20 protein-coding genes and 1 pseudogene are annotated in these 22,034 nt (G+C 61.4%); 11 read left to right on the forward strand and 10 right to left on the reverse strand.

From position 1 onward, the window contains the following. The first annotated feature begins 362 nt into the window (after positions 1 to 362). From HS961_RS09265 to HS961_RS09290, 6 genes are all read left to right on the forward strand, one after another. Complete coding sequence (locus HS961_RS09265) at positions 363 to 1,259, forward strand: LysR family transcriptional regulator (RefSeq protein ID WP_182327420.1); 897 nt, start codon at positions 363 to 365, stop codon at positions 1,257 to 1,259. A gap of 100 nt (positions 1,260 to 1,359) precedes the next feature. After that, a complete protein-coding gene (locus tag HS961_RS09270) occupies positions 1,360 to 2,343 on the forward strand; it encodes a Bug family tripartite tricarboxylate transporter substrate binding protein (RefSeq protein ID WP_182327421.1) in 984 nt (327 codons plus the stop codon). 37 nt (positions 2,344 to 2,380) lie between these two features. Beyond that, the gene (locus HS961_RS09275) at positions 2,381 to 3,514 is read left to right on the forward strand and encodes an NAD(P)/FAD-dependent oxidoreductase (RefSeq protein ID WP_182327422.1); all 1,134 of its coding nucleotides are present in this window, start codon (positions 2,381 to 2,383) and stop codon (positions 3,512 to 3,514) included. Positions 3,515 to 3,542: 28 nt separating this feature from the next. Then, positions 3,543 to 3,848 (forward strand): (2Fe-2S)-binding protein, encoded by a 306-nt coding sequence (locus tag HS961_RS09280; protein WP_182328192.1) that lies wholly within the window; start codon positions 3,543 to 3,545, stop codon positions 3,846 to 3,848. Between the two features lies 1 nt (position 3,849). Then, a complete protein-coding gene (locus HS961_RS09285; RefSeq protein WP_182327423.1) occupies positions 3,850 to 5,238 on the forward strand; it encodes an NAD(P)/FAD-dependent oxidoreductase in 1,389 nt (462 codons plus the stop codon). Positions 5,239 to 5,267: 29 nt separating this feature from the next. Further along, on the forward strand, positions 5,268 to 5,621 hold the full coding sequence (locus HS961_RS09290; RefSeq protein WP_182327424.1) for a RidA family protein: 354 nt from the start codon (positions 5,268 to 5,270) through the stop codon (positions 5,619 to 5,621). Between the two features lie 345 nt (positions 5,622 to 5,966). Here HS961_RS09290 and HS961_RS23610 read toward each other — a convergent pair. Continuing rightward, positions 5,967 to 6,071: pseudogene (locus HS961_RS23610) on the reverse strand (integrase); the annotation flags it as partial. Between the two features lie 559 nt (positions 6,072 to 6,630). Here HS961_RS23610 and HS961_RS09295 point away from each other — a divergent pair. The 3 genes from HS961_RS09295 to HS961_RS23715 all read left to right on the forward strand — a co-directional run bounded on the left by HS961_RS09295 (position 6,631) and on the right by HS961_RS23715 (position 10,865). Next, positions 6,631 to 7,317: a DUF1566 domain-containing protein gene (locus HS961_RS09295; protein ID WP_182327425.1), complete on the forward strand. Its 687-nt coding sequence runs from the start codon at positions 6,631 to 6,633 to the stop codon at positions 7,315 to 7,317. Between the two features lie 75 nt (positions 7,318 to 7,392). Next, positions 7,393 to 7,920, forward strand: a complete 528-nt coding sequence (locus tag HS961_RS09300; protein ID WP_182327426.1) for a DUF1566 domain-containing protein — start codon at positions 7,393 to 7,395, stop codon at positions 7,918 to 7,920. Further along, positions 7,917 to 10,865, forward strand: a complete 2,949-nt coding sequence (locus tag HS961_RS23715; protein ID WP_182327427.1) for a beta strand repeat-containing protein — start codon at positions 7,917 to 7,919, stop codon at positions 10,863 to 10,865. The genes HS961_RS09300 and HS961_RS23715 overlap by 4 nt, the downstream gene beginning before the upstream one ends. 661 nt (positions 10,866 to 11,526) lie before the next feature. On the opposite strand, the gene HS961_RS09310 is transcribed toward HS961_RS23715, so the two are convergent. Beyond that, positions 11,527 to 11,715 (reverse strand): hypothetical protein, encoded by a 189-nt coding sequence (locus HS961_RS09310; protein ID WP_182327428.1) that lies wholly within the window; start codon positions 11,713 to 11,715, stop codon positions 11,527 to 11,529. Between the two features lie 162 nt (positions 11,716 to 11,877). On the opposite strand from HS961_RS09310, the gene HS961_RS09315 reads away from it, so the two are divergent. Continuing rightward, positions 11,878 to 13,023 (forward strand): acyltransferase family protein, encoded by a 1,146-nt coding sequence (locus tag HS961_RS09315; protein ID WP_412101642.1) that lies wholly within the window; start codon positions 11,878 to 11,880, stop codon positions 13,021 to 13,023. A gap of 29 nt (positions 13,024 to 13,052) precedes the next feature. On the opposite strand, the gene rnk is transcribed toward HS961_RS09315, so the two are convergent. Further along, entirely contained in the window at positions 13,053 to 13,466 is a 414-nt protein-coding gene (gene rnk / locus HS961_RS09320; protein WP_182327430.1) for a nucleoside diphosphate kinase regulator, read from the reverse strand. Positions 13,467 to 13,750: 284 nt separating this feature from the next. Here rnk and HS961_RS09325 point away from each other — a divergent pair, with 284 nt between their 5' ends. Next, complete coding sequence (locus tag HS961_RS09325) at positions 13,751 to 14,938, forward strand: PA0069 family radical SAM protein (RefSeq protein WP_182328193.1); 1,188 nt, start codon at positions 13,751 to 13,753, stop codon at positions 14,936 to 14,938. Here the strand turns inward: HS961_RS09325 and HS961_RS09330 are convergent. The 7 genes from HS961_RS09330 to sdhC all read right to left on the reverse strand — a co-directional run bounded on the left by HS961_RS09330 (position 14,935) and on the right by sdhC (position 21,965). Further along, on the reverse strand, positions 14,935 to 16,785 hold the full coding sequence (locus HS961_RS09330) for a phosphoethanolamine transferase (RefSeq protein WP_182327431.1): 1,851 nt from the start codon (positions 16,783 to 16,785) through the stop codon (positions 14,935 to 14,937). The genes HS961_RS09325 and HS961_RS09330 overlap by 4 nt on opposite strands. Before the next feature lie 132 nt (positions 16,786 to 16,917). Then, positions 16,918 to 18,228, reverse strand: a complete 1,311-nt coding sequence (locus HS961_RS09335; RefSeq protein WP_182327432.1) for a citrate synthase — start codon at positions 18,226 to 18,228, stop codon at positions 16,918 to 16,920. A 20-nt stretch (positions 18,229 to 18,248) separates the two neighbouring features. Continuing rightward, complete coding sequence (locus HS961_RS09340; RefSeq protein WP_182327433.1) at positions 18,249 to 18,542, reverse strand: succinate dehydrogenase assembly factor 2; 294 nt, start codon at positions 18,540 to 18,542, stop codon at positions 18,249 to 18,251. 15 nt (positions 18,543 to 18,557) lie between these two features. Continuing rightward, positions 18,558 to 19,262 carry a succinate dehydrogenase iron-sulfur subunit gene (locus HS961_RS09345; protein ID WP_182327434.1) on the reverse strand — a complete coding sequence of 235 codons (705 nt, stop codon included), beginning with the start codon at positions 19,260 to 19,262 and terminating at the stop codon, positions 18,558 to 18,560. Positions 19,263 to 19,293: 31 nt separating this feature from the next. Beyond that, a complete protein-coding gene (gene sdhA / locus HS961_RS09350; RefSeq protein ID WP_182327435.1) occupies positions 19,294 to 21,099 on the reverse strand; it encodes a succinate dehydrogenase flavoprotein subunit in 1,806 nt (601 codons plus the stop codon). Positions 21,100 to 21,121: 22 nt separating this feature from the next. Beyond that, complete coding sequence (gene sdhD, locus HS961_RS09355; protein ID WP_182327436.1) at positions 21,122 to 21,487, reverse strand: succinate dehydrogenase, hydrophobic membrane anchor protein; 366 nt, start codon at positions 21,485 to 21,487, stop codon at positions 21,122 to 21,124. Positions 21,488 to 21,530: 43 nt separating this feature from the next. Beyond that, positions 21,531 to 21,965, reverse strand: a complete 435-nt coding sequence (gene sdhC / locus HS961_RS09360; protein ID WP_182327437.1) for a succinate dehydrogenase, cytochrome b556 subunit — start codon at positions 21,963 to 21,965, stop codon at positions 21,531 to 21,533. Positions 21,966 to 22,034 lie beyond the last annotated feature (69 nt).

Here is a 22,034-nt window from a genome sequence, read left to right on the forward strand (position 1 = left end):
GGATGGTAATGTCTGCTGCGCAGCGATTGCTGCCACTCGCGCCTGCAATGTGGAAGCCAGCTGCAAGCCAGCCACCGGGCACTCGCGGGTTGTTATGAGACAGTGGCCACAGAACCTGATGAGGCGGTCTGATCGGTTGATCCCGAATCGATCTCCCGGATGCGATCGATCAGTAGGCCACGGATGCCCCTTCTGAACTGCCTCTTGTGCGGCAAGGTGCTGCGATTCTGGGTTGAGCTAATTTGCTACGTCGACACGCTGGGGAAGCCAGAAATGTGGTCATTCCTCTTCCCATGCTCTCAGCTTGGGCGTTGAGGTTTCGCTATTTGCGTTAACCCAAATAACTATTTAAGGTCAACCTCATGAAGAATCGAAATGTCACCCACCGAATGGTTGAGGCTTTCCAGGCTGCGATGCTGCATAACGGAATCAGCGCCGGAGCCGATGCGCTGGGAATCACCCAGCCGGCCATGAGTCGGCTGATAGCCGATCTCCAAAGATCCATGGGTATTTTGCTGTTCGCCAAAAACGGACGCAGCATCAAGCCCACGCAAGAGGCCCATGCTTTGATGGCAAAGGTTCAGCAGTCTTTTCTGGGGCTGGAGCAAATCGTCGATTTTTCCGATCAACTGCGAAAGCAGAAGCTTGGGCAGCTCTCGATCAGCGCAATCCCTTCCATCGGGCATTCCATCCTTCCAGCCGTCATCCGCCAATTGAGAGAAAAATTTCCCGACGTCTTCATCAGCCTTCGAGTTGCTTCGTACATTGAAGTGGCCAGGCACGTCAAAACCCGGCAGGCCGATATCGGGCTCACGGCAGATACGCTCTCGCTGGGAGACCTGGAGACGGTGGCCGAGTTTCCCTCGGAATGTGTATGCATCGGCACCGAGAAGTGGCTCGATCCGAGGGCCGACCACATTCACGTCGGCGAATTCGTCAACAAACCCTTCATCGCTTCATCCGGAACGTTCCAGACGCGCCTGAATGCCTGGCTCAGTGCCAACGGGGTTCAAGCCGATGCCATGATCGAAGCGTCGCTGTTCCAGTCCATCAGCGATCTTTGCCTGGAGGGGCTGGGCATTGCCGTGGTCGATCCCATGACGGCGGCAAAACACCAGAAGCGGGGCGGCGTGGCCTTGCCGCTGCGCCCTTCGATCGGCTACACGGTCTATGCCACGGCCATGAGCGACGCGAAGCTTTCAGTCCCGGCCAAGGAATTAATTCGTTTGGTCGCGGCGGCTTCATGCGCAGAAACATAACATCCATGTATGTATTGATGATCCAGCATCCATAGATATCGGCGGGATCCCTTCCTACCATGAGAACTCGTTCGTTCATCATGTCCAACGGAGAGTGTCCATGTCGTATCACAACCAGCGCCGGTCCCTTATGGCCGCGGCTGCTTTCACCATCCTGATTTCGCTCGGCTCTGCTGCACAGGCAGAGTGGCCGGAAAAACCGATCCGCTTCATCGTGAACGCCGCGGCAGGCGGCGCTGCGGACGGCACGGCTCGGGTTCTGGCGGACGGCCTCAGCAAGCGCCTGGGACAGCCCGTCGTGATCGACAACAGGCCCGGCGCATCGGGGGCCATCGGGCTGGATGCGGTGGCCAAGGCCGCGCCGGATGGATACACGATCGGCAACTCCAATCTCGCGACCTACACCGTTACCGCGCTGACCGCGAAATCACTGCCCTACAACCCTGCCAAGAGCTTCACGCCCATCGCCAAGCAGTGGACGCAGCCCAATCTGTTGGGTGTGAGCCCGGCCCTTCCCGTCAAGAGCGTTGCGGACTTGGTGAATTACGCCAAGGCCAGTCCTGGCCAGGTTTTCTACGGCTCCACGGGCAACGGCACCGCGCTGCACGTGCTCGGCGCATTGTTCGGCAACCTCTCCGAAACCGAGATCACCCACGTTCCGTACAAGAGTGCCCCGGGCGCAGAGATGGACCTGGCGGGGGGCCAGATCCAGATGATGTTTAGCAACTTCACCTCGATGGAGCCCCAGGTGAAGGCGGGCCGCATCAACGCGCTTGCTATTACGGGACCCACTCGTTCTCCCCTGCTGCCCAACGTTCCCACCATCCGGGAGGCCGGTTATACAGACCTGGAAATGGAAACCTGGGGCGGTGTCGTGGGCCCGGCCAATATGCCGCAGGCCATTGTTGAAAGGCTGCACCGGGAGATCAACGCCGTGCTTGCAGACCCCGAGGTCATCAAGAAGCACGAGCGGCTCGGCGCCAAGGTGGCCCCCGCCTCCATTGCCGAATACCGGCAAATGCTCAATGCCGACAGCGTGCGCTGGGGCGAGGTCGTCAAGCGCAACAACATCACGCTCAATTGAGAAAAGCCTTCTGGAACGCACTTCCCGGTAAACATCTATGTCTTCAAATGAAACTGTCGTCGTCGGCGGGGGGCTGGTGGGGGCCGCCATCGCATACGGCGTGGCCAGGTCCGGCGGCCCGGTGACCCTGCTCGATCAGGGCGACGTGGCGCACCGCGCCTCGCGCGGCAACTTCGGCCTCGTCTGGCTTCAGAGCAAGGGCGCGGGGTTTCCCCGCTACGCCCGATGGAGCCGGGATGCCGTTGACCATTGGGGGCCGCTTGCCAGCGAACTCCGTGAGCTTACCGGGGTCGATGTGGATCTCCAGCAAAACGGCGGATTCTGGATTGGCTTCAGTGAAAAAGAAGTTGTCGAGCGGGAGGCGATGCTGGCCAAAATCAATGCCGACGGCCGCACGCCGTTCGAGATGCTCGACCATCAGGCGCTCAAGGCCCGACTGCCCGCGATCGGCCCCAAGGTGGCCGGGGGCAGTTGGTGCCCTCTGGACGGCCACGCCAACCCGCTCAAGTTGCTGCATGCGCTGCATGCGGGCATCAAGGCGCTCGGCGGCCGCATTTGTAGCGGAGTTGACGTGGGCGAGGTTCGTTCGCTCGGCGGAGGACGGGGCTTTCAGGCCAAAAGCAGCGATGGCCGCCAGTGGAGCGGCGCAAAAATCGTGCTTGCCGCAGGCCTGAGCAACAACGTCCTCGCTCCCCAACTGGGCCTTCATGCGCCCGTGCTGCCCAAGCGGGGCCAGGTACTCATCACCGAGCGGCTGAAGAAATTCCTGCCGCACCCCACCAACAAGGCGCGCCAGACCGCCGAGGGCACGGTTCAGCTCGGGTTCTCGGCGGAGGACGTGGGACTGGACGACGGGACGACGGTGGAGGCTATCGAGTCGATCGCCAAACGCTCGGTCGCCACCTTTCCCATACTGTCATCGGTCAAGCTCGTGCGGGCATGGGGATCGCTTCGTGTACTCACCCCCGATGGTTCGCCGGTCTATCAGGAATCGGCCCAATACCCCGGCGCATTCACCGCCACCAGCCACAGCGGAGTCTCCCTGGCAGGCTCCCATGTCTACGAAATCGCGCCATGGATCGCGGGGGTGAAACCAGCGCCGGATGGCATCGAGGAATTCGCTGGCGAGCGATTCCTGGACCCCAATAGGAAATTCAGCAATGCATACTGAAACCCAAGAAACAAAGATTTCCCTGTTTATGTCCGAAGCCGGCTCGCAGGGAAAGAAAGTACGCATTTATTTTGACGGCCAGCCGCTGGACGTTCCGCACGATGTGAGCGTAGCGTCGGCGCTGCTCATGGCGGGCGTGCGGACATTCCGCTCGACCCCGGTTTCCGGCTCTGCGCGCGCACCCTATTGCATGATGGGCGTCTGCTTTGAGTGCCTCGTGGAAATCGACGGCCGCCCCAGCCGCCAGTCATGCCTCACGCAGGTGAGGGACGGCATGGTCATCCAGCGCCAGGAGGGCGCATCCGGGCTGAACATGCAAAGTGCGGAGAACTGATATGGCAACCGATGTTGAATTGTTTGACCTGGTGGTCATTGGTGCCGGCCCCGCAGGGCTTTCGGCGGCCATCGAGGCGCGGCGCTTCGGGCTTTCAGTGGCCGTGCTCGATGAGCAGCGGCGGGTTGGCGGCCAGATCTACCGGGCCGTCGAGGAGTCCAGCCCCCGCCGCCGCGAAGTGCTTGGCGCGGACTACGCTGCCGGCGCAAAACTCGCGCAGGATTTTGCAACCTGCGGTGCCGTGCACGTGGGCGGTGCTGCCGTCTGGAACGTCGCCAGGGACAAGACGGTGTCCTACCTTCTCGACGGCGGTAGCAAGAAAATTCAGGGGCGCAGCCTGGTGCTCGCCAGCGGTGCGATGGAGCGGCCCTTTCCCGTGCCCGGCTGGACGCTGCCGGGAGTCATGGGCGCGGGCGCAGCCCAGATTCTGTACAAATCTTCGGGCGCCGTTCCGACAGAGCCCGTGGTGCTGGCAGGCTGTGGCCCCTTGCTGTTTCTGCTGGCGCAGCAGTATCTGGATGCGGGCGTAAAGATCAAGGCGCTGATCCACACCACGGGGACGGGCGACTATCTGCGTGCGGCCTCCCATGTCCTGGGCGCGCTGCGCGGCTGGAAAGACCTCTCCAAGGGCAGCCAGATGCTGAAGAAAATCCGCAGCCATGGCGTTCAGACGTTCGCGGGAGCCAGCGCGTTCGCCATCGAAGGTGCAGAGAAGGCCGAATCCATTACGTTCACCCACAACGGCCAGAGAAAGCGCGTCCAAGCCTCCCTGGTGCTGCTCCACCAGGGCGTGGTCCCGAATACCCAGCTCAGTTGGGCGCTGCGCGCCGAGCACCGCTGGGATGAACAGCAGCTGTGCTGGATTCCGGTGACCGATGCCTGCGGGCAAATCGAGGAAACCGGCATCTACATCGCGGGCGACAGCCGGGGCATCGTCGGTGCGAAAGCATCCGCGAGCCAAGGCAGGCTGGCTGGGCTGGCGATTGCCCGCCAGCTCCAAGCCATTTCGCCCGAGAAATTCAAGGCGCATGAGCCAGCGATCCTGGAAGAGATCAGGACCCATACGCAGATCCGCCCCTTCCTCGATACCTTGTATCGCCCGCAGGACGCACACCGTATCCCCACCGATGACGAGGTCACGGTATGCCGCTGCGAGGAAGTGAAAGCCGGGCAAATCAAAAAATACGTGGAGGTGGGCTGCCTCGGCCCCAACCAGACGAAGGCGTTCGGCCGCTGCGGCATGGGGCCATGCCAGGGGCGGCTGTGCGGACTGACGGTGACCGAAATCATCGCCAGCGAGAGAAAGGTCAGCCCGCAGGAGGTGGGCTACTACCGCATCCGTCCGCCCATCAAACCCATCACCCTGGGCGAACTCGCCTCATTTGAATAACGCATTTCTCATCAGCCAAGGAGTTTTTCATGGAAATCAAGCGCATCGCCACCGACACCCGCCGCTCCCGTGCAGTCGTCTACAACCACATGGTCTTCGTCGGCGGCCAGACCGCCGACGACAGAAGCCAGGATATTCGCGGCCAAACCGCCCAAACCCTCGAGAAAATCGAGAAGTTCCTGGCGGAAGCAGGAACCGACAAGAGCCGCCTGCTCACTGCCCAGATCTGGATCAAGGACCTCGAACGCGACTTCGCGGGGATGAATGAAGTCTGGAATGCGTGGACTGCGCCCAACGCCGCGCCCACGCGCGCGACCGCGCAGTGCGAGATGGGGGCGAAGGACATTCTGGTGGAAATCATCGTCACGGCCGCGACCAAGTAGCCTGCTAGCCGCTGTCAGCACGCGAAGACGCCGGATCGGGGCTGACTCCACTTGATTTTGTCTTCGCTGAAAACAACCAAGCGGCACCTTTAGGCAAGGCAAACCTGAGGTGCATTCATAGTTACTTCGATGGCTGAGCGGCTGTCTCAGACCCACCTGCCTGTAGTGCTTCGGGAAATAGCGTGAAGATGTTGCTATTTCCAATTTTGAAAATGCATTGAAGGGCGGAAGTTCTTCCTCCTTCAATGAACCCACAGGTAGGCACGCTGCTCCCGTTGAAGCATCTGAAACCTTAGGCCTTGCCCCCTGGTGATCAATGGCTGTAGCCTTGCCCGATTTGAAGAGAATTTGCAGCGCCCAGATGTCTTTGGGCTTGAAGGGTGCCTTCTGACCAACGATCTTTCCCTTGTTGCAGGGCTCGCGATGAACGGCGGCTTTATTGGATTCCATGATGGTCTCCCATCGAGTGGGGGGACGAAGACCATGCGCCTTCTAGATGCCGTTGTCCACGAGTGACCACGGTAGCTATGTCAGTTTTTCGGTTCAGAAAGCCGCCCGGTAATGTTGTTCAATGTCTGATCTCGATCGCAGCCGTCGCTCGACGACTCTGGGCCGAACGCCCGCAATCAGCCTGAAGCTGCCCTCGAGTGAGCAATCATGCATATTAAAGACAGGCACTGACGAAAGCGTAGTGGCCAACGCGATAGCTCAGCAACGCCTCGGAACAGATTGCATCGGCACTTGCACCAGTACTTTCGATAGTGCGTTGCTAATCCAGAAAGGCTTCCTTCTCACTAATTTACGTGATTGGCAGAATCGACTGCTTCAGTAGCATAACCACTAGGAGTTTTTTGCGTAAATGCCGCCTATTCGAGGGACATACAAACTAACTCGCAATCGGTTTGATAGGCGCAAATCGTCGCCCTAGCCGGAACAAGCCGGCCATCCCCGTCGCCAAGGCAGCTCACCATGTTGTTTAGCCATCGCCACGTTCATTCGCGCCAGCCCCATGTCACGCCACGCACCCCACGACTTCCCCGCGCACGCCCGCTCGGGCGTTCGCGCTCACTTGTGGACCGCCTTCTTTATGTTCACCTGCACCTACTTTGCCATGAACGCGGTGCGGGCGCAGAGCAGCCCGCTCAACGACACCGGCCAGACTGCCTGCAACCAGGCAGACAGCACGCTCGCCTCCAACTGCGCCAGCGTAGAAGCCGCCATGCCCGGCCAGGACGCCCGCTTTGGCTGCGATGCCGCACAGGCCACCGGACAACTGCCCGCCAAAACCGGCGGCGGCAATGCAGGCTTTGACTTCACCGCGCTCGATGCATCAGGCACCGTCACCTTGGGCAGCCACGCCTGCGTGCGCGACAACGTCACTGGGCTGATCTGGTCCACTGAGAGCCTGAACTGGGCCAGTGCCAACAACGCTGAGGCTAGCTATTCGCGCTGCGGCTACACCGGCGGCTGGCGCCTGCCCACCAGGCATGAATTGCATTCCATCGTGGATTTCAGCCGCACCGCCCCAGCTATTGACAGCGATTATTTCCCCAACACACACAGCGCTTGGTACGGGACGCCTGATGGGTTCGCTCCAGGAGGTTCCGGCACCGTCTGGTGTGTCGACTTTGAAACTGGAAAGATCAATGGTTGCTACAAGCTCAGCGCCCAGGCTCACTTGGTGCGAAGCGAATAACCGTAATCTTTCTTTTTGTTTTTGAAAGCATGCAAGGCCATTGGCTACTGTGGAGATTGGCTTTCCTGAAAAACAATGACAACAAATTTCAAACCAACCTGGGTGCAGGCCTTGCTGGCCATGGTACTGACATGGCATGCGTCATTGGGTATGGCCGCGCCGCGCTTTACGGTTAACCCGACGACCTCGGACAATAGTGCTACCAATGCTACGGTCACCGATGCAGAGACTGGTCTGCACTGGGACCTTTGTGCCTACGGTGCAAGCAACAGGAATGGCACATGCGACACAACCAGCCATGGCTCCTACGCTTGGGACCAAGCGCTCGCGGAAATGAAGTCCGGCAATGACAACAGGTATCTGGGTTATTCCGATTGGCGGCTACCCAATATCAAGGAGTTGGAATCCCTTGTGACTCTGCTTGTCATCACTACCATTGACGCCAATGCTTTTCCAGACACTCCGACGACTACCTTTTGGACATCCACAAAATGGCTTACGCAAACAGCGATGAACAACGGGCTTGGCCTTTGGCCAGAGCCAGTGACTGCGGCCTTCTTGCGTAAGTCGTGTTTTAAACCGTTGCCTGAAAGCATCTCATGACCATTTATTACCTGGACTACTGCCAGCGCCTGATTTCCACCCTGCGCGCCTGCCATTCACATGGCGCTGCGTTTGTCCGGCGCGCCGCGCTGTTGGGGTTGGTGACCGGGCTGGCGGTTTTGGAGCTGGTCCCTGCGCAGGCAGCTACCAATGTGCCGTACCTGGATGCCAGCGGCACATTGCAAACCGCGGCCACGGCGACTGAGCTGATTACCGGCGGGGGCGCAGCCTCCCTGTCCAGCGGCTGGTATGTGTGCAATGCGGGCACGGCGGTAGCCTACACGGGCACACTCACGGTTCAAGGCGATGTGACATTGATCCTAGCAGATGGCTGTCAGATGAACGTGACAGGCACGGCAGCCGGTGGCGCGGGGATTGATGTTTCTGGCGCGAACCGCCTGACGATTACTGCGCAGTCCACCGGTGCGGGCATGGGTGCACTGGTGGCTGCAGCAGGGGTGGGGGATTTCAGCAACCCCGGCGGGGCGGGCATTGGCGGCGCTAGCTCCTACTGGAACCCGGGCAGCACGGCAGGCACGATCACCATTAATGGCGGCGCGGTCACGGTCACGGGCGGTGGCGGAGGATTTGCATCCGGCGCGGGCATTGGCGGCGGTGCGTCCAGCGAGGGTAACGGTGGTGCGGGCGGCACGGTCACGATCAATGGCGGAACCGTGACGGCGACAGGCGGCAACGCGGCGGCCTCGGGCGCGGGCATTGGCGGGGGCGGGTCAAGCAAGGCAACTGCGGGCTCGGGTGGCACACTTGCCATCCACGGCGGCACGGTTACAGCCACGGGTGGCCAAGGCACCTATGCGGCGGGTGCCGGCATTGGTGGGGGCGGTGCCTATGCTGAGGGCGGTAGCGGTGGCACAGTGACTATTGATGGCGAAAGCGTGGTAAACGCCAACGGTGGACGCTGGTCGGGCGCGGGCATTGGCGGGGGGGGCTCGAATCGCAAGGACGGCAGCAGCGCAGGCGCAGCGGGCACGTTGACGATTGGTAGCGATAGCGCGGTGACGGCCTATGGTGGCGGCTCTGCCTCGGGGGCAACCGATCCAGGCGCGCCTGTGGGTGCGGGTGGCACTTCTGGCATGGGGTCGGGTGCGGCGCAGGCCATCAGCGGCATGTATCGACTGTCGGTATCGAAAGACGCGACCTCGTCTGGCGCCGGCACGGTCAGCCCAACGGGCGTATGGATGATCACTGGCAAGGCGAACATGTCTTTCACTTTTACCCCTATCGGCGGGTCGGTGATCAAGCAGGTCAGCGTGAATGGCATGGGCATTGGTACGCCGGCCAGCTATACGGCCAGCGGTTTGACACAAGACACGACGGTGGTGGTGACCTTTGCGTATCCGCTCACCGGCAGCGTGGCGATCAGCGGATCGGCAGTCGTGGGGCAGAGCCTGGGGGTGAACACAGCGGGCATATTGCAAGTGCAGCCAGGAGCGCTGTCGTACCAGTGGCTGCGCGATGGCAGCGCAATTGCGGGAGCAACCGGTGCCAGCTATACGCTGACCGCCGCCGATGCGAACCAATCCATCAGCGTTCAGGTGGGTTCAGCCCTCTATGCCGGGGTACTCACATCGCTCAGCGTGCAGGCGCTGCCGCTACTAACGGGCACCATCGACATCAGCGGCTCGCCCGTGGTGAAGCAGGTGCTAACGGCTAGTGCAACCGGCACCCCGGCTGGCAGTACGCTGGCCTACCAATGGCTGCGCGGCGGCACGCCTATCGACGCGGCCCTGGCCAGCACCCACACCCTGGTGACGGCGGATATTGGCCAGGCCATCAGCGTGCAGGTATCGGCCACTGGCTATGGCGGGGTGCTGAATTCATCGGCGGTGACAGCTAGCAAAATCACGCCGGTGATCACCAGCCCGCAGGCCACGCCGATTACCTACGGGCAGACGCTGGCGAGTTCGACACCCAGCGGCGCGGGCGTGGACGGCAGCTTTGCGTGGGTGGATGCAACCACCGCACCCAGCGGCGCGGGCACATCCAGCTACCCCGCCACCTTCACGCCAACAGACCCGGCCAACTACAACACGGTGGCGCTGAGCATTGCCGTAACCACCAATCCTACCGCCCCAACGCTGTCCCTGACACCGGCCAGCCTCAGCACCATCACCCTGGGCGGCAGTGCCAATGTAAGCGCTGCCTTGGCCGGGGCCACCAACCCAACGGGCACCGTCAGCTTTAGCGATGACGGCGTAACCCTGTGCAGCGCTAGGGTAGATGGCACTGGCACGGCAAGCTGCTCGGTGCCAGGCCTGCTGCTGGCGGGCGATCACCCAATCAACGCCAGCTACGCGGGCGACAGCAACAACCAGGACGCCACCAGCAGTGTGCAGACGCTGACGGTGAACCCCGCCAGCGTGCCCCTGCCCGGCACGGGCGCTGGAGCCAGCGGCACCGCGCAGGTCAGCATCAGTGGCCCGGCCGGCTGCCTGCTGGATGTAGCGCCAACCATAGCCGCCGCCACACAGGCCGATCAACTGCCCCCAGATGCCACCGCCCCGCTGGGCCTGCTGCGCTTTGCAGTGAAAGACGGCGGCTTAGGCGGCAGTTGCAGCAGCGTGCAGGTGCGCGCCGTCTATCCCAGCGGCAGCCTGGCTGGCCTGGCGGCCTACAAATACGGCCCGCACACCCAAATGACTGGTGCTACCCCAACCACAACGACCGGATGGTACGCCCTTACAGAGGCTGGCATGGTGGGCGATGCCATGAGCTACAGCGTGGCCGACAACGGCGATGGCGACAGCGACAGCACGGCAGGCCGCATCGACGACCCCAGCGCCCCGCTGCGCCTTCCAGGGGCTGCGGCTGCACCCACGTCAGTGCCCACCCTGGGCCACACGGAGCTGGTTTTGCTGGTGCTGCTGCTAGCCGGTGGGGCCGTGGTTGCCAGGCGCACCAACCGCAAAGAGGGCCAGCAATGACCAGTGGGCAACCGCGAGTGATGCGCGTGTGGCCTGTGGGGCGAACGCTGCCCGCACAAGGTTCGCTGGCCGTTACGGATACAGCGAACAGCCCGCCCCTACCGCAGTCAATTGCAAAGCGCACCCGTACAAAACAGCCGCCACCCAACATACTGCAACTGAGAGCCTATATGGACGCCCCGGTTTGCCAAGCCTTCAATTCGTGTGCGGTGAGGTTCAAGATTGCACGCGTATATCCGGACTTTTGCGGCAGCACTTTGCTGCGGTCCCCGGAATTCGCGGACCAAGGTCCCATCGGCTAAGCGCACTCGAAGTGCTGTACTCTTATCGGACTGTCTTGGCCCCGGTCTGACCTGTCTTGCTATCACTGCATAACTGCCGGACCAATCGGTGGTATCTTCTTCTGGTTCGAGGTTGATCGGGCAGAGCCTTGGACTTACGGGATAAAATCATTCCAAGTTTTTATCCGCATCCCCAGTGGGTCACTTCTGTGTGGAAATCAACACAGCCACTCGGCATGGGCACATTTCGGTGACTGCTTTGAGGTGTAGAGGAGACTTCCTCGAAAGGCTCGGCCCAATGACTGCTTTTGACAACAACAGTTGGTGGCATCACTTGTGCTGAACGGCCGCAATCAGCCTTTACCGAACCCTGGCATGCATCAAGAGAACTTCTGCTGATGGCTGTCAGCCGCCACCCCAACCTTGAATGCTCGAGGTTCGCAGGCGGCTAGGCTTGCTAGCTCGCGCGCGTAGTCGTTGTGAGCGTAGGCTCTCCATTCGCACGCGGTGAAAAAATTAACAAGCTCAATGAGCACCTTCAGCAGATGGCCTATGTAAAGTTCACGCATGCTGCCAGCCTCAGGGCGCTCAAACGTCAACTTCTGTAATCCCTGCCACGTTAGACAGGCAGTGGCACTGCCTGCGCAGTGCCACGCCCTTGTCAGAACATTGCTGGCTTGCGTTGCCAAGGCTTGTGCCATTGGTGGGGCAGAGACCAGCCAGGGACTATCTTGCCTACCACAACAACCCATAACAACCGAAATCTGTGGCTGGACATGACCAAAGGGGCTTGCTGTGCTGCCATTGTCTGGCACCACCTGGCTTTCTATGGCCCGATGTCGGATGTCGCAGCACAAGTCACCCCCGACCTGATTGCCTGGTTGACGGAATATGCACGTATCGCAGTGCAGATTTTCCTTGTCATGGGCGGCTTTTTGTCGGCCGCCAGCCTGGCGCCGCAAGGCCTTGCGCGTTTTGGCAGCCCCTTGGCAAAGATTGGTCAGCGCGCGCTGCGCCTGCTGGCGCCTTATTCGGTGGCGCTGCTGTTTGCTGTGCTAGTCGCAGCGCTGGTGCGGCCCTGGTTTGCCCATGATTCGGTACCGGCCGAGCCCACCTGGCAGCAGCTGATCGCCAATGCCTTGATGCTGCAAGACATCAGCGGCGAAGACGCGCTGTCTGCCGGCGTCTGGTATGTGGCCATCGATTTCCAACTGTTTGCCGCCGTGACCTTGCTGTTTGCACTTAGCCGCCGCTGGGCCCGCACTTGGCTGGGCCTGCAGCTGGGCCAGCATGTGGTGATTGCGCTCACCGCCTTGTCTCTGCTGGTGTTCAACCGCCATAGCGAACTGGACATGTGGTTTATCTACTTTGTCGGCGCCTATGGCATGGGGATGCTGGCCTACTGGGGCAGCCAAAGTGCCAAGCCCTGGTCCTGGACTGCGCTGTTGCTGGCGCTGGGTTTTGTGTCGCTGGAACTGGATTTCCGGCTGCGCATTGCGGTGGCCTTGTGCGGCGCGCTGGGCCTGCTGTGGCTGATGCGTATCCCTTCGGATGGCCGCTTGGTTGCCTGGCTCAGCCGCCAAGCGCCCGCGCGCTGGCTGCAGTCGTTGGGTCAGATGGCGTACTCGGTGTTCCTCGTGCATTTCTCCATCGTGGTGCTGTGCAACGCGGTGGTTTCGCACCTGTGGCCCACGCAGCCTTGGTTGAACTGGCTGGGCATGTGCATGGCCTTTGTGCTGTCGCTGCTCGCCGGCCGAGTGCTGTACCTTGGCGTGGAGGCGCGCACCCCCAGCATTCGCTCTGTGGCCCGCTGGGAGCTGGGCCTGGTGGGGGCGGGGTTGCTGGTGAGCCTGCTGGGCGCCCGCTTTGCGATGTAAGCAGGCGTCGTAGCTAAGCCTATTGCTTATTAGCGGTGCAGATCGCCGGCCCGCTCAGGTTGGTAGCTGATGCCGGTGACCTTCACCGTCATGGTCTTGCCGCCCACTGATGGCCAAGCCAGCGCATCGCCAATCGACAGGCCAAGCAGCGCACTGCCTACCGGCGCAAACACCGAAATCTTGCTGCTGCTGTCATCCAGGTCCTTGGGGTAGACCAAGGTCAGCTGGAACTGCTTGCCCGACTCTGCCATGTCAAAGTTGACGGTGGAGTTCATCGTTACCACGTTCGGCGGGATATCGGTTGGCTCCACGATATCGGCACGGGCAATCTCGGCCTCCAGATCCGCCTTGCCGGGGAAGGCGCTTGCCGGCATGGCCTCCAGCAGCGCTTCCAGGCGGTCCACATCCAGAGACGACAGGATGAGTTGGGGTTGGCGAGACATGAAAATTCCCTTCGGAGTATGTAATCCCCGACTGTAGGCCAAGCCCCATGTCGCACCAAAACGGTGCGAATAGCCCTGGTTTTGAGGACGCTTGCATCGGTGGCTGGGAAGGCGCACAATGCATAGAAATACTGTATATAAAAACAGTTATTATGTCTGCCCGCCAAGCCCTTCTGAACACCTTGCCTTCCGCACCGTCACCCGCCCCGGTTGAAGACCCGCAGGCCTTGCGGCGCTGTGCCGAGGAGGTTGATGGACCGGTCGAAGTACGCGTGCCGCTCCCGATGCCACGCAAGGGGCGCGGCGCAGTAGGTGCACCCCGGCACCGTTTTGCCAGCGATGTGCGGGAGTGGGCGGATGACGGCTGGACGCCCGCAACTGCCGAGGCTGGCGACGGCGTTGATGCAGATCTGGGTGCCGACGAGGGCGCCTGGTGGCAGCACACCGCAGAGAGCTTGCCCACCCAGGTGCATGAAGAGCGGGCTCGCAGCGCGATCCAGAAAAACGATTCGCCCGATATCTTCTTTGATCACTCGGTCAACCCCTACCGGGGCTGCGAGCATGGCTGCATTTACTGCTATGCCCGGCCGTACCACAGCTATTTGAATCTCTCGCCGGGGCTGGATTTTGAAACCCAGCTGTTTGCCAAGACCAATATTGCCCAGGTGCTGAAGGCCGAGATCAGCCGCCCGCGCTACCAGCCCGCCTCGCTCAATATAGGGTCAGCCACCGATTGCTACCAGCCGATTGAGCGCGATCTGGGCCTGACGCGGCAGCTGATCGAGGTGCTGGGCGAGGCCGAGCATCCTTACTCGCTGATCACCAAGAGCAGTGCGGTTGAGCGCGATATCGACTTGATCGCCGCTGCAGCGCGCAAAAATGCGGCGGCTGTCTACATCACCATCACCAGCCTCGATCCGCAGCTGACTCGCTTGCTGGAGCCCCGGGCCGCTGCGCCGCACAGGAGGCTGCGCACGATACGCCGGCTGGCGGAGGCAGGCATTCCGGTGGGGGTGAGCGTGGCACCGCATATTCCGTTTTTGACCGAGGACATGGAAGAGGTGCTGGCCGCCGCACGCGATGCCGGTGCGACCACTGCCTTCTACACCGTGCTGCGCCTGCCCTGGGAGCTGAACGGGGTGTTCCAGCAGTGGCTGCAAGCCCATTACCCACAACGCGCAGACCGGGTGATGGAGCGGGTGCGCGACCTGCACCAGATCAGCGAAGAGGACCGGCTGAGGGGCAAGAGCTACGACAGCCAGTCCTTTAGCCGCATGAAGGGCCAGGGCCTGTGGGCCGACCTGGTGCGCCAGCGTTTCAGGCGGGCCTGCGCGCAGCTGGGCTATGGGCGCGAGCGGATCAAGATGGACTGGCAGGGCTTTGAAGCCTGGCGCGCTCGGCAGTTGATGCAGCCAACGCGCGCGGGTGGGGCGGCGCAGGCACCGCACCCGGGCCAAGGCAGTTTGTTTTAGCCAGGTTTGCGTGCGCTGTGGCCTGCTGCAGCGGAGGCCAGGCGAGCAACGGCGGGCGGGGTGGCCGAGGCCGCCGCACGGCCCTTGCAGCTGGCAAAAATATCCAGCTCGGGCTGGTGCAGCGCGGTCTGCACATCGGTCAGGCCCAGCATCGAGTGGAACAGGTTGTCATGGCTGATGCGGGCGCTGCCCACGGCCTGCTGCAGGCAGCTGGTGCTCATGCCCATGCGCTGCTGCATCGCAGGTGACAACCAGGTGATCCAGGGCACATGCTTTTGCACATCGGGGGCAACCGAGTAGGGCAGGCCGTGCAGGTAGATATTGTTCTCGCCCAGCGATTCGCCGTGGTCGGCCACATACATCATCGCGGTGGGCTGGCGCTGGCCCTTGCTGGCCAGCCAGTCGATCAGGCCGCTCAGCATACGGTCGGTGGCCACTACGCTGTTGTCATAGGCGTTGATGAGCGATGCGCGGTCGCAGGACTGCAGGTTGACGCTGTTGCACTCGGGGCTGAAGGCTTTGTCTTGGGCGAGCGAGCGCTTGAAATAGGCGGGGCCATGGCTGCCCATCTGGTGCAGCACCAGCACGACGCCCTTGGCACGCTGCTCGGCCGGCAGCGCGTTGATGCGCTCGTCCAGGCCTTCAAGCAAGGCCATGTCCACGCATTCGCCATCCTGGCAAAAGGCTTTGCGTGCGGCTGCGGGCAGGTCGTTCTCGGTGTTGGCGTTGTGTACGCGGGCGCACACGCCCTTGCAGCCCGATTGGTTCTCGACCCAAAGGACGGCCAGGCCTGCGCGCTGCAGCACATCAAGCAGGTTCTCATAGGATTTGCTGCTGTCCTGGCTGCTGCGCCCCAGGTGGGAGAACATGCAGGGCACGGAAACGGCGGTGCTGGTGCCGCAGGACCAGGCATTGGTGGCGATGGCCAGATCGCGGCGTGCAGACAGCAGCGGTGTGGTGGCCCGTTCAGAGCCGTTGGTGGCAAAGTTGCCGGCACGGCCCGTCTCGCCCACCACCAGCGCATAAATCGGAAAGCTGGCCTGGGCGGCATAGCTGGCGCCGAGCTTGGCATCTTCGCCAATTGGGTACAGCGTAGTGTCGCGGTGCTGGATTTGCTGTGCGGCCAGGTTGCCGACGGCATAGACGGTGGACAGCGGGTTCATCATGTAGCGCAAGCTGGTGTGGTTGCGCATGGCAGATGAGATAGGGCGGAACCCGGCCATCACCACCACCACCATGGCCAGCACGGCCAGCAGCACCATGCCCAGCTGCTTGAGCACCGGGCGCCAGCCCGGGTGGCGCGGCAGCGTCTGGCGATACAGCCACCAGGTGGGTGGAATGGCGATGGCGCCGACGGTGACAAACAGGCTCCAGTGCAGCAGGTCGGCCGCTTCCTTCACATCCGTCTGCAGCACATTGACCAGCATGGATGCGTCAATGGCGATGCCGTAATTCAGCATAAAGCAGGCGGCAAAGGCGGCAATCCAGCACAGCGCCATCATCAGCGGTTTGGCGGCACGACCCCAGCTGACCAGGTTCAACAAGGCCCAGCAGGCGCAGGCAATGGCGGCCCCTAGGCTCAGGCCCAGCACCCACTGTTGGGCGCTGCTCAGGCCTTCGGCCTGCGATATCGCCTTCCACAAGGCCAGGTTGCCCACGCTGGCCAGCCACAGGCTGATGAACAGGCTCCACTGCCACACCGGTCGCGATGGGCGGGTGGCAGCAGCTGCAGTGGTGGCCGTGGTGGTCAGGTCGGCGCTGAATGGCAGGTTGGCCGAGTGGGGAGGGAATGCCGCGGTGTCTGCGGCCTTGCCTGTAGGAGTGATAAACCGGGCAAAGAATGTCATGGCGCCATGGTCGGCGCGCAAACTTAACAAGCGATTAATACGCCAGCGGGCATGAAAAAACCCGCCGAAGCGGGTTTTGAAGCGGTTGCGATCGCAGCACCTGGCAGCGCAAGCACTGCCAGGGCCGGTCTATCAGCGCTTGGCGATAGGCTGCACTTCGCGGGCCACCGAGCCGGTGTACAGCTGGCGTGGACGGCCAATCTTGTACTCGGGATCGGCCATTTGCTCGTTCAGCTGGGCGATCCAGCCAACGGTGCGGGCCAGTGCGAAGACGCCGGTGAACAGCTTCACAGGGATGCCGATGGCGCGTTGCACGATGCCGGAGTAGAAGTCGACGTTCGGGTACAGCTTGCGCGACACGAAGTAGTCGTCTTCCAGTGCAATCTTCTCGACTTGCTTGGCCAGCGCGAACAGCGGATCGTTTTCCAGGCCCAGTTCGGCCAGGATCTCGTTGCAGGTTTCCTGCATCAGCTTGGCGCGCGGGTCGTAGTTCTTGTACACGCGGTGGCCAAAGCCCATCAGCTTGACGCCGCTGGACTTGTCCTTGACCTGCTCCATGAACTCACCGACCTTGGCGATGCCGCCGTTGGCCTGGATGTGTTCCAGCATGTTCAGGCAGGCTTCGTTGGCGCCGCCGTGGGCAGGGCCCCACAGGCAAGCAACGCCAGCGGAGATGGCTGCAAACGGGTTGGTGCCCGACGAGCCGCACAGGCGCACGGTCGAGGTCGACGCGTTTTGCTCGTGGTCTGCGTGCAGGATGAAGATGCGGTCGAGCGCGCGCTCCACCACCGGGTTCACCACATACTCTTCGCAAGGGTTGCCGAACATCATGCGCAAGAAGTTGCCTGCATAGGACAGGTCGTTCTTGGGGTACATGTAAGGCTGGCCCGTACCGTACTTGTACGACATGGCCACCAGGGTAGGCAGCTTGGCGATCAAGCGGATGGCAGCGATGTTGCGGTGCTCGGGGTTGGTGATGTCCGTGCTGTCATGGTAGAAGGCCGACATGCCGCCCACCAGGCCCGTCAAGACGGCCATGGGGTGCGCATCGCGGCGGAAACCACGCAGGAAGAACTGCATCTGCTCGTTGACCATGGTGTGCTTGGTCACCGTGTCTTCGAACTCGGCCTTTTGCGCTTCGTTAGGCAGTTCGCCGTACAGCAGCAGGTAGCAGGTTTCGAGGTAGTTGCAGTTCTTGGCCAGCTGCTCGATGGGGTAGCCGCGGTACAGAAGTTCACCCTTGTCACCATCGATATAGGTGATGGCCGACTGGCATGCTGCCGTCGAGAGGAAACCGGGATCGTAGGTGAACATGCCGGTCTGCGCGTACAGCTTGCGGATGTCGATGACATCCGGGCCGATCGAGCCCTGGTAGACGGGAAGGTCTACGCTTGCTGCGCCGTTGCTAAACGATAGCGTGGCTTTGTTGTCTGCTAGTTTCATAAAACTGGTTCCTTCTCGAGTTAGTCCGCAAGAGATGCACGTTGTTTTCGGCTGCGCAACATCTCCAGCACTTCATGAACATCTGGCGTGTCGAGGTCGCCTGTCAGTTCCTTGCGCTTGAGCAGCAAGTCCAACAGGTCGTTGTCGGCCAGGTTCATCAAAGTGGTCAGCCCATGCGCCTGGCGGACATTCAGGCTTGCTCCGTAAGTCCGGAAGAACTGCTCGACGAAGATATCGTTCTCCACCAGGCCTCGGCGACTACGCCAGCGCAGCAGATCGCGCGCACGTTCATCCAGCAGTTCGTTTTCCATCATTGCTCTATCTGGTTCTTACACCGCACGGCGAACCATCAGTTCCTTGATCTTGCCAATCGCCTTGGTGGGGTTCAGGTGCTTGGGGCACACGTCCACGCAGTTCATGATGGTGTGGCAACGGAACAGACGGTAGGGGTCTTCCAGGTTGTCCAGGCGCTCGCCGGTGTGGTCATCGCGGCTGTCGGCGATGAAGCGGTAGGCCTGCAGCAAACCTGCCGGGCCCACGAACTTGTCGGGGTTCCACCAGAACGAGGGGCAGCTGGTCGAGCAGCTCGCGCACAGAATGCACTCGTACAGGCCGTTGAGCTCTTCGCGCTCTTCGGGCGACTGCAGGCGCTCTTTCTCGTTGGCGACAAAGCTGTCGGCCATCAAGTAGGGCTTGATCGAGTGGTACTGCTTGAAGAACTGGGTCATGTCCACGATCAGATCGCGGATGACTGGCAGGCCGGGCAGCGGCTTCAAGACGATGTCACCCTTGAGGGTGTTCATGTTCGTCAGGCACGCCAGGCCGTTCTTGCCGTTGATGTTCATCGCGTCCGAGCCGCAGACGCCTTCGCGGCAGGAGCGGCGGAAGGAGATCGAGGGATCGAGTTCCTTGAGCTTGACCAGCGCGTCCAGCAGCATGCGTTCCTGACCGTCGAGCTCTACCTCCACGGACTGCATGTAGGGCTTGGCATCTTTATCGGGATCGTAGCGATAGATTTTGAAAGTACGCTTCATTTTGGGATGTTCTTTCGTGGGCAGCTGGGAGTTAGAACGTACGGACCTTGGGCGGCACCGACGGCACGGTCAGCGGCTTGAGTTGCACTGGCTTGTATTCCAGGCTGTTGGCAGCGCTGTACCACAGCGTGTGCTTGAGCCAGTCGATATCGTTGCGGCCCAGTGGGTACTTGGGATCGTCAGCAGGGTGCTCGTAGTCGTCCACGGTGTGGGCGCCACGGCATTCCGTACGGGCAGCGGCCGAGACCATCGTGGCCTGTGCCACTTCGATCAGGTTGGCCACTTCCAGTGCTTCCATGCGGGCGGTGTTCCAGACCTTGGACTTGTCCTTCAAGGTCACGCCACCGACGCGGGCACGGATTTCGGCAATCTTCTTGACGCCTTCGTCCATGCTCTTTTGGGTGCGGAACACACCAGCGTGCTGCTGCATGCAGGCGCGGATGTCGTTGGCCACGTCCTGCGCGTACTCGCCGCTGCTCGAATCGTCGAGCTTGTTGAGGCGCGACAGCGAGAAGTCCGAGGCGTTGTCCGGCATGGGCTTGAATTCGCCGTAGCCATTGACGTAGTTGACGATGTGCTTGCCAGCGGACTTGCCGAAGACCAGCAGATCGAGCAGCGAGTTGGTGCCCAGGCGGTTGGCGCCGTGCACCGACACGCAGGAGCATTCGCCCACGGCATAGAGACCGTTGACGACCTTGTTCTCTTCGCCATCCCAGACAACGACCTGGCCGTTGATGTTGGTGGGGATACCGCCCATCTGGTAGTGGATGGTGGGCACCACAGGAATCGGTTCCTTGGTGATGTCCACGTTGGCGAAGTTATGGCCAATTTCCTCCACCGAAGGCAGACGCTTGCGGATGGTTTCTGCACCCAGGTGGGTCATGTCCAGCAGGATGTAGTCCTTGTTGGGACCGCAGCCACGACCTTCCTTGATTTCCTGGTCCATCGAGCGCGAAACGAAGTCGCGCGGTGCCAGATCCTTCAAGGTAGGCGCATAGCGCTCCATGAAACGCTCGCCATCGCTGTTGCGCAGGATAGCGCCTTCACCACGGCAGCCTTCGGTCAGCAGCACGCCTGCGCCGGCCACGCCGGTGGGGTGGAACTGCCAGAACTCCATGTCTTGCAGCGGGATGCCAGCGCGCGCTGCCATGCCCAGGCCGTCGCCGGTGTTGATGAAGGCATTGGTCGATGCCTGGAAAATACGGCCTGCGCCGCCGGTGGCCAGCAGCACAGCCTTGGCGTGCAGCTCGTACAGGTCGCCGGTTTCCAGCTCGATGGCGGTCACGCCGACCACATCACCGGATTCATCACGGATCAGGTCGAGCGCCATCCACTCCACGAAGAAGTTGGTCTTGGACTTGACGTTTTGCTGGTACAGCGTGTGCAGCATCGCGTGGCCGGTACGGTCAGCGGCTGCGCAAGCGCGTTGCACGGGCTTTTCGCCATGGTTGGCGGTGTGGCCGCCAAACGGGCGCTGGTAAATGGTGCCGTCCGGGTTGCGGTCGAAAGGCATGCCGAAGTGTTCCAGCTCATACACCACCTTGGGTGCTTCGCGGCACATGAACTCGATGGCATCCTGGTCACCGAGCCAGTCCGAGCCCTTGATGGTGTCGTAGAAGTGCCATTCCCAGTTGTCGGGCGACATATTGCCCAGCGATGCGGACACGCCGCCTTGCGCTGCCACAGTGTGCGAACGGGTGGGGAAAACCTTGGACAGAGCGGCCACGGACAGGCCAGCCTTGGACAGTTCCAGCGCAGCGCGCAGGCCGGATCCGCCAGCGCCGATGATGATTACATCAAACTTGCGCTTTGTGATGTTCTCTTTTGTATAGCTCATTGTTCTCTTTCAATCGCGGGGATCACAGACGCCACAGAACCTGGAGGCCCCAGCCGAGGCAGCCGACCAACCAGACCAGCACAAAAATCTGCAGCACCAGGCGCAGACCGACGGGCTGGACGTAGTCCATGAAGATTTCACGCATGCCCACCCAGGCGTGGTAGGCCAGTGCCACCAGAGTGCCGACGGTGATGAACTTCATCCATTGCTGGGCGAAGATACCTGCCCATTGCTCGTAGCCGATAGGGCCCTTGATGAGCAGCACCTGGGCCAGCAGGGCCACGGTGAACAGGGCCATCAGCAGGCCGGTGACACGCTGGGCCAGCCAGTCGCGCAAGCCATAGTGGGCACCGGTCACGACGCGTTTGGAGCCGTAATTGATGGACATGGGGAATCCTTTCTTATTTATCAGTGAATGCAGTCGCGGGCGATCAGTACAGGCCGAACAGCTTGGCGCCCAGGATGGCGGTCAGCAGCAGGCTGATGGCAAAGCAGGCCAGGGCCGAGGTCTTGCCGAATTCCTTGTTGACCGACTTGTGCGACACGTCCATCCAGATGTGGCGCAGGCCAGCGCAGAAGTGGTGCAGGTAGGACCAGATCAGGGCCAGCACGGCCAGCTTGATGAACCAGCCCGGGAAGATGCCGGCGCCGGTGTTGAAGGCGGCGGTGAAGCGGGCGTAGGAGTATTCAGAGGTGATCGAGGTGTCGAGCAGCCAGATCACAAAGGGCAGCAGGAAGAACATGACCAGACCGCTGGCACGGTGCAGGATCGACAGCTTGGCCGCTACCGGCAAGCGGTAGGTGGTGAGGTCCGAAATGGGGTTGATATTGCGAAACTCGGGCCGCTTCTTCGTGGTATCTGACATGGTGTGAAATCTTTCGTGGATGTAACTGCTATGTAATCGCTTGCCTCAAACCTGCAAAATTTTATTGCA

Origin of the sequence: Comamonas piscis, assembly GCF_014109725.1 — a bacterium.
GTDB classification, from domain to species: domain Bacteria; phylum Pseudomonadota; class Gammaproteobacteria; order Burkholderiales; family Burkholderiaceae_C; genus Comamonas; species Comamonas piscis.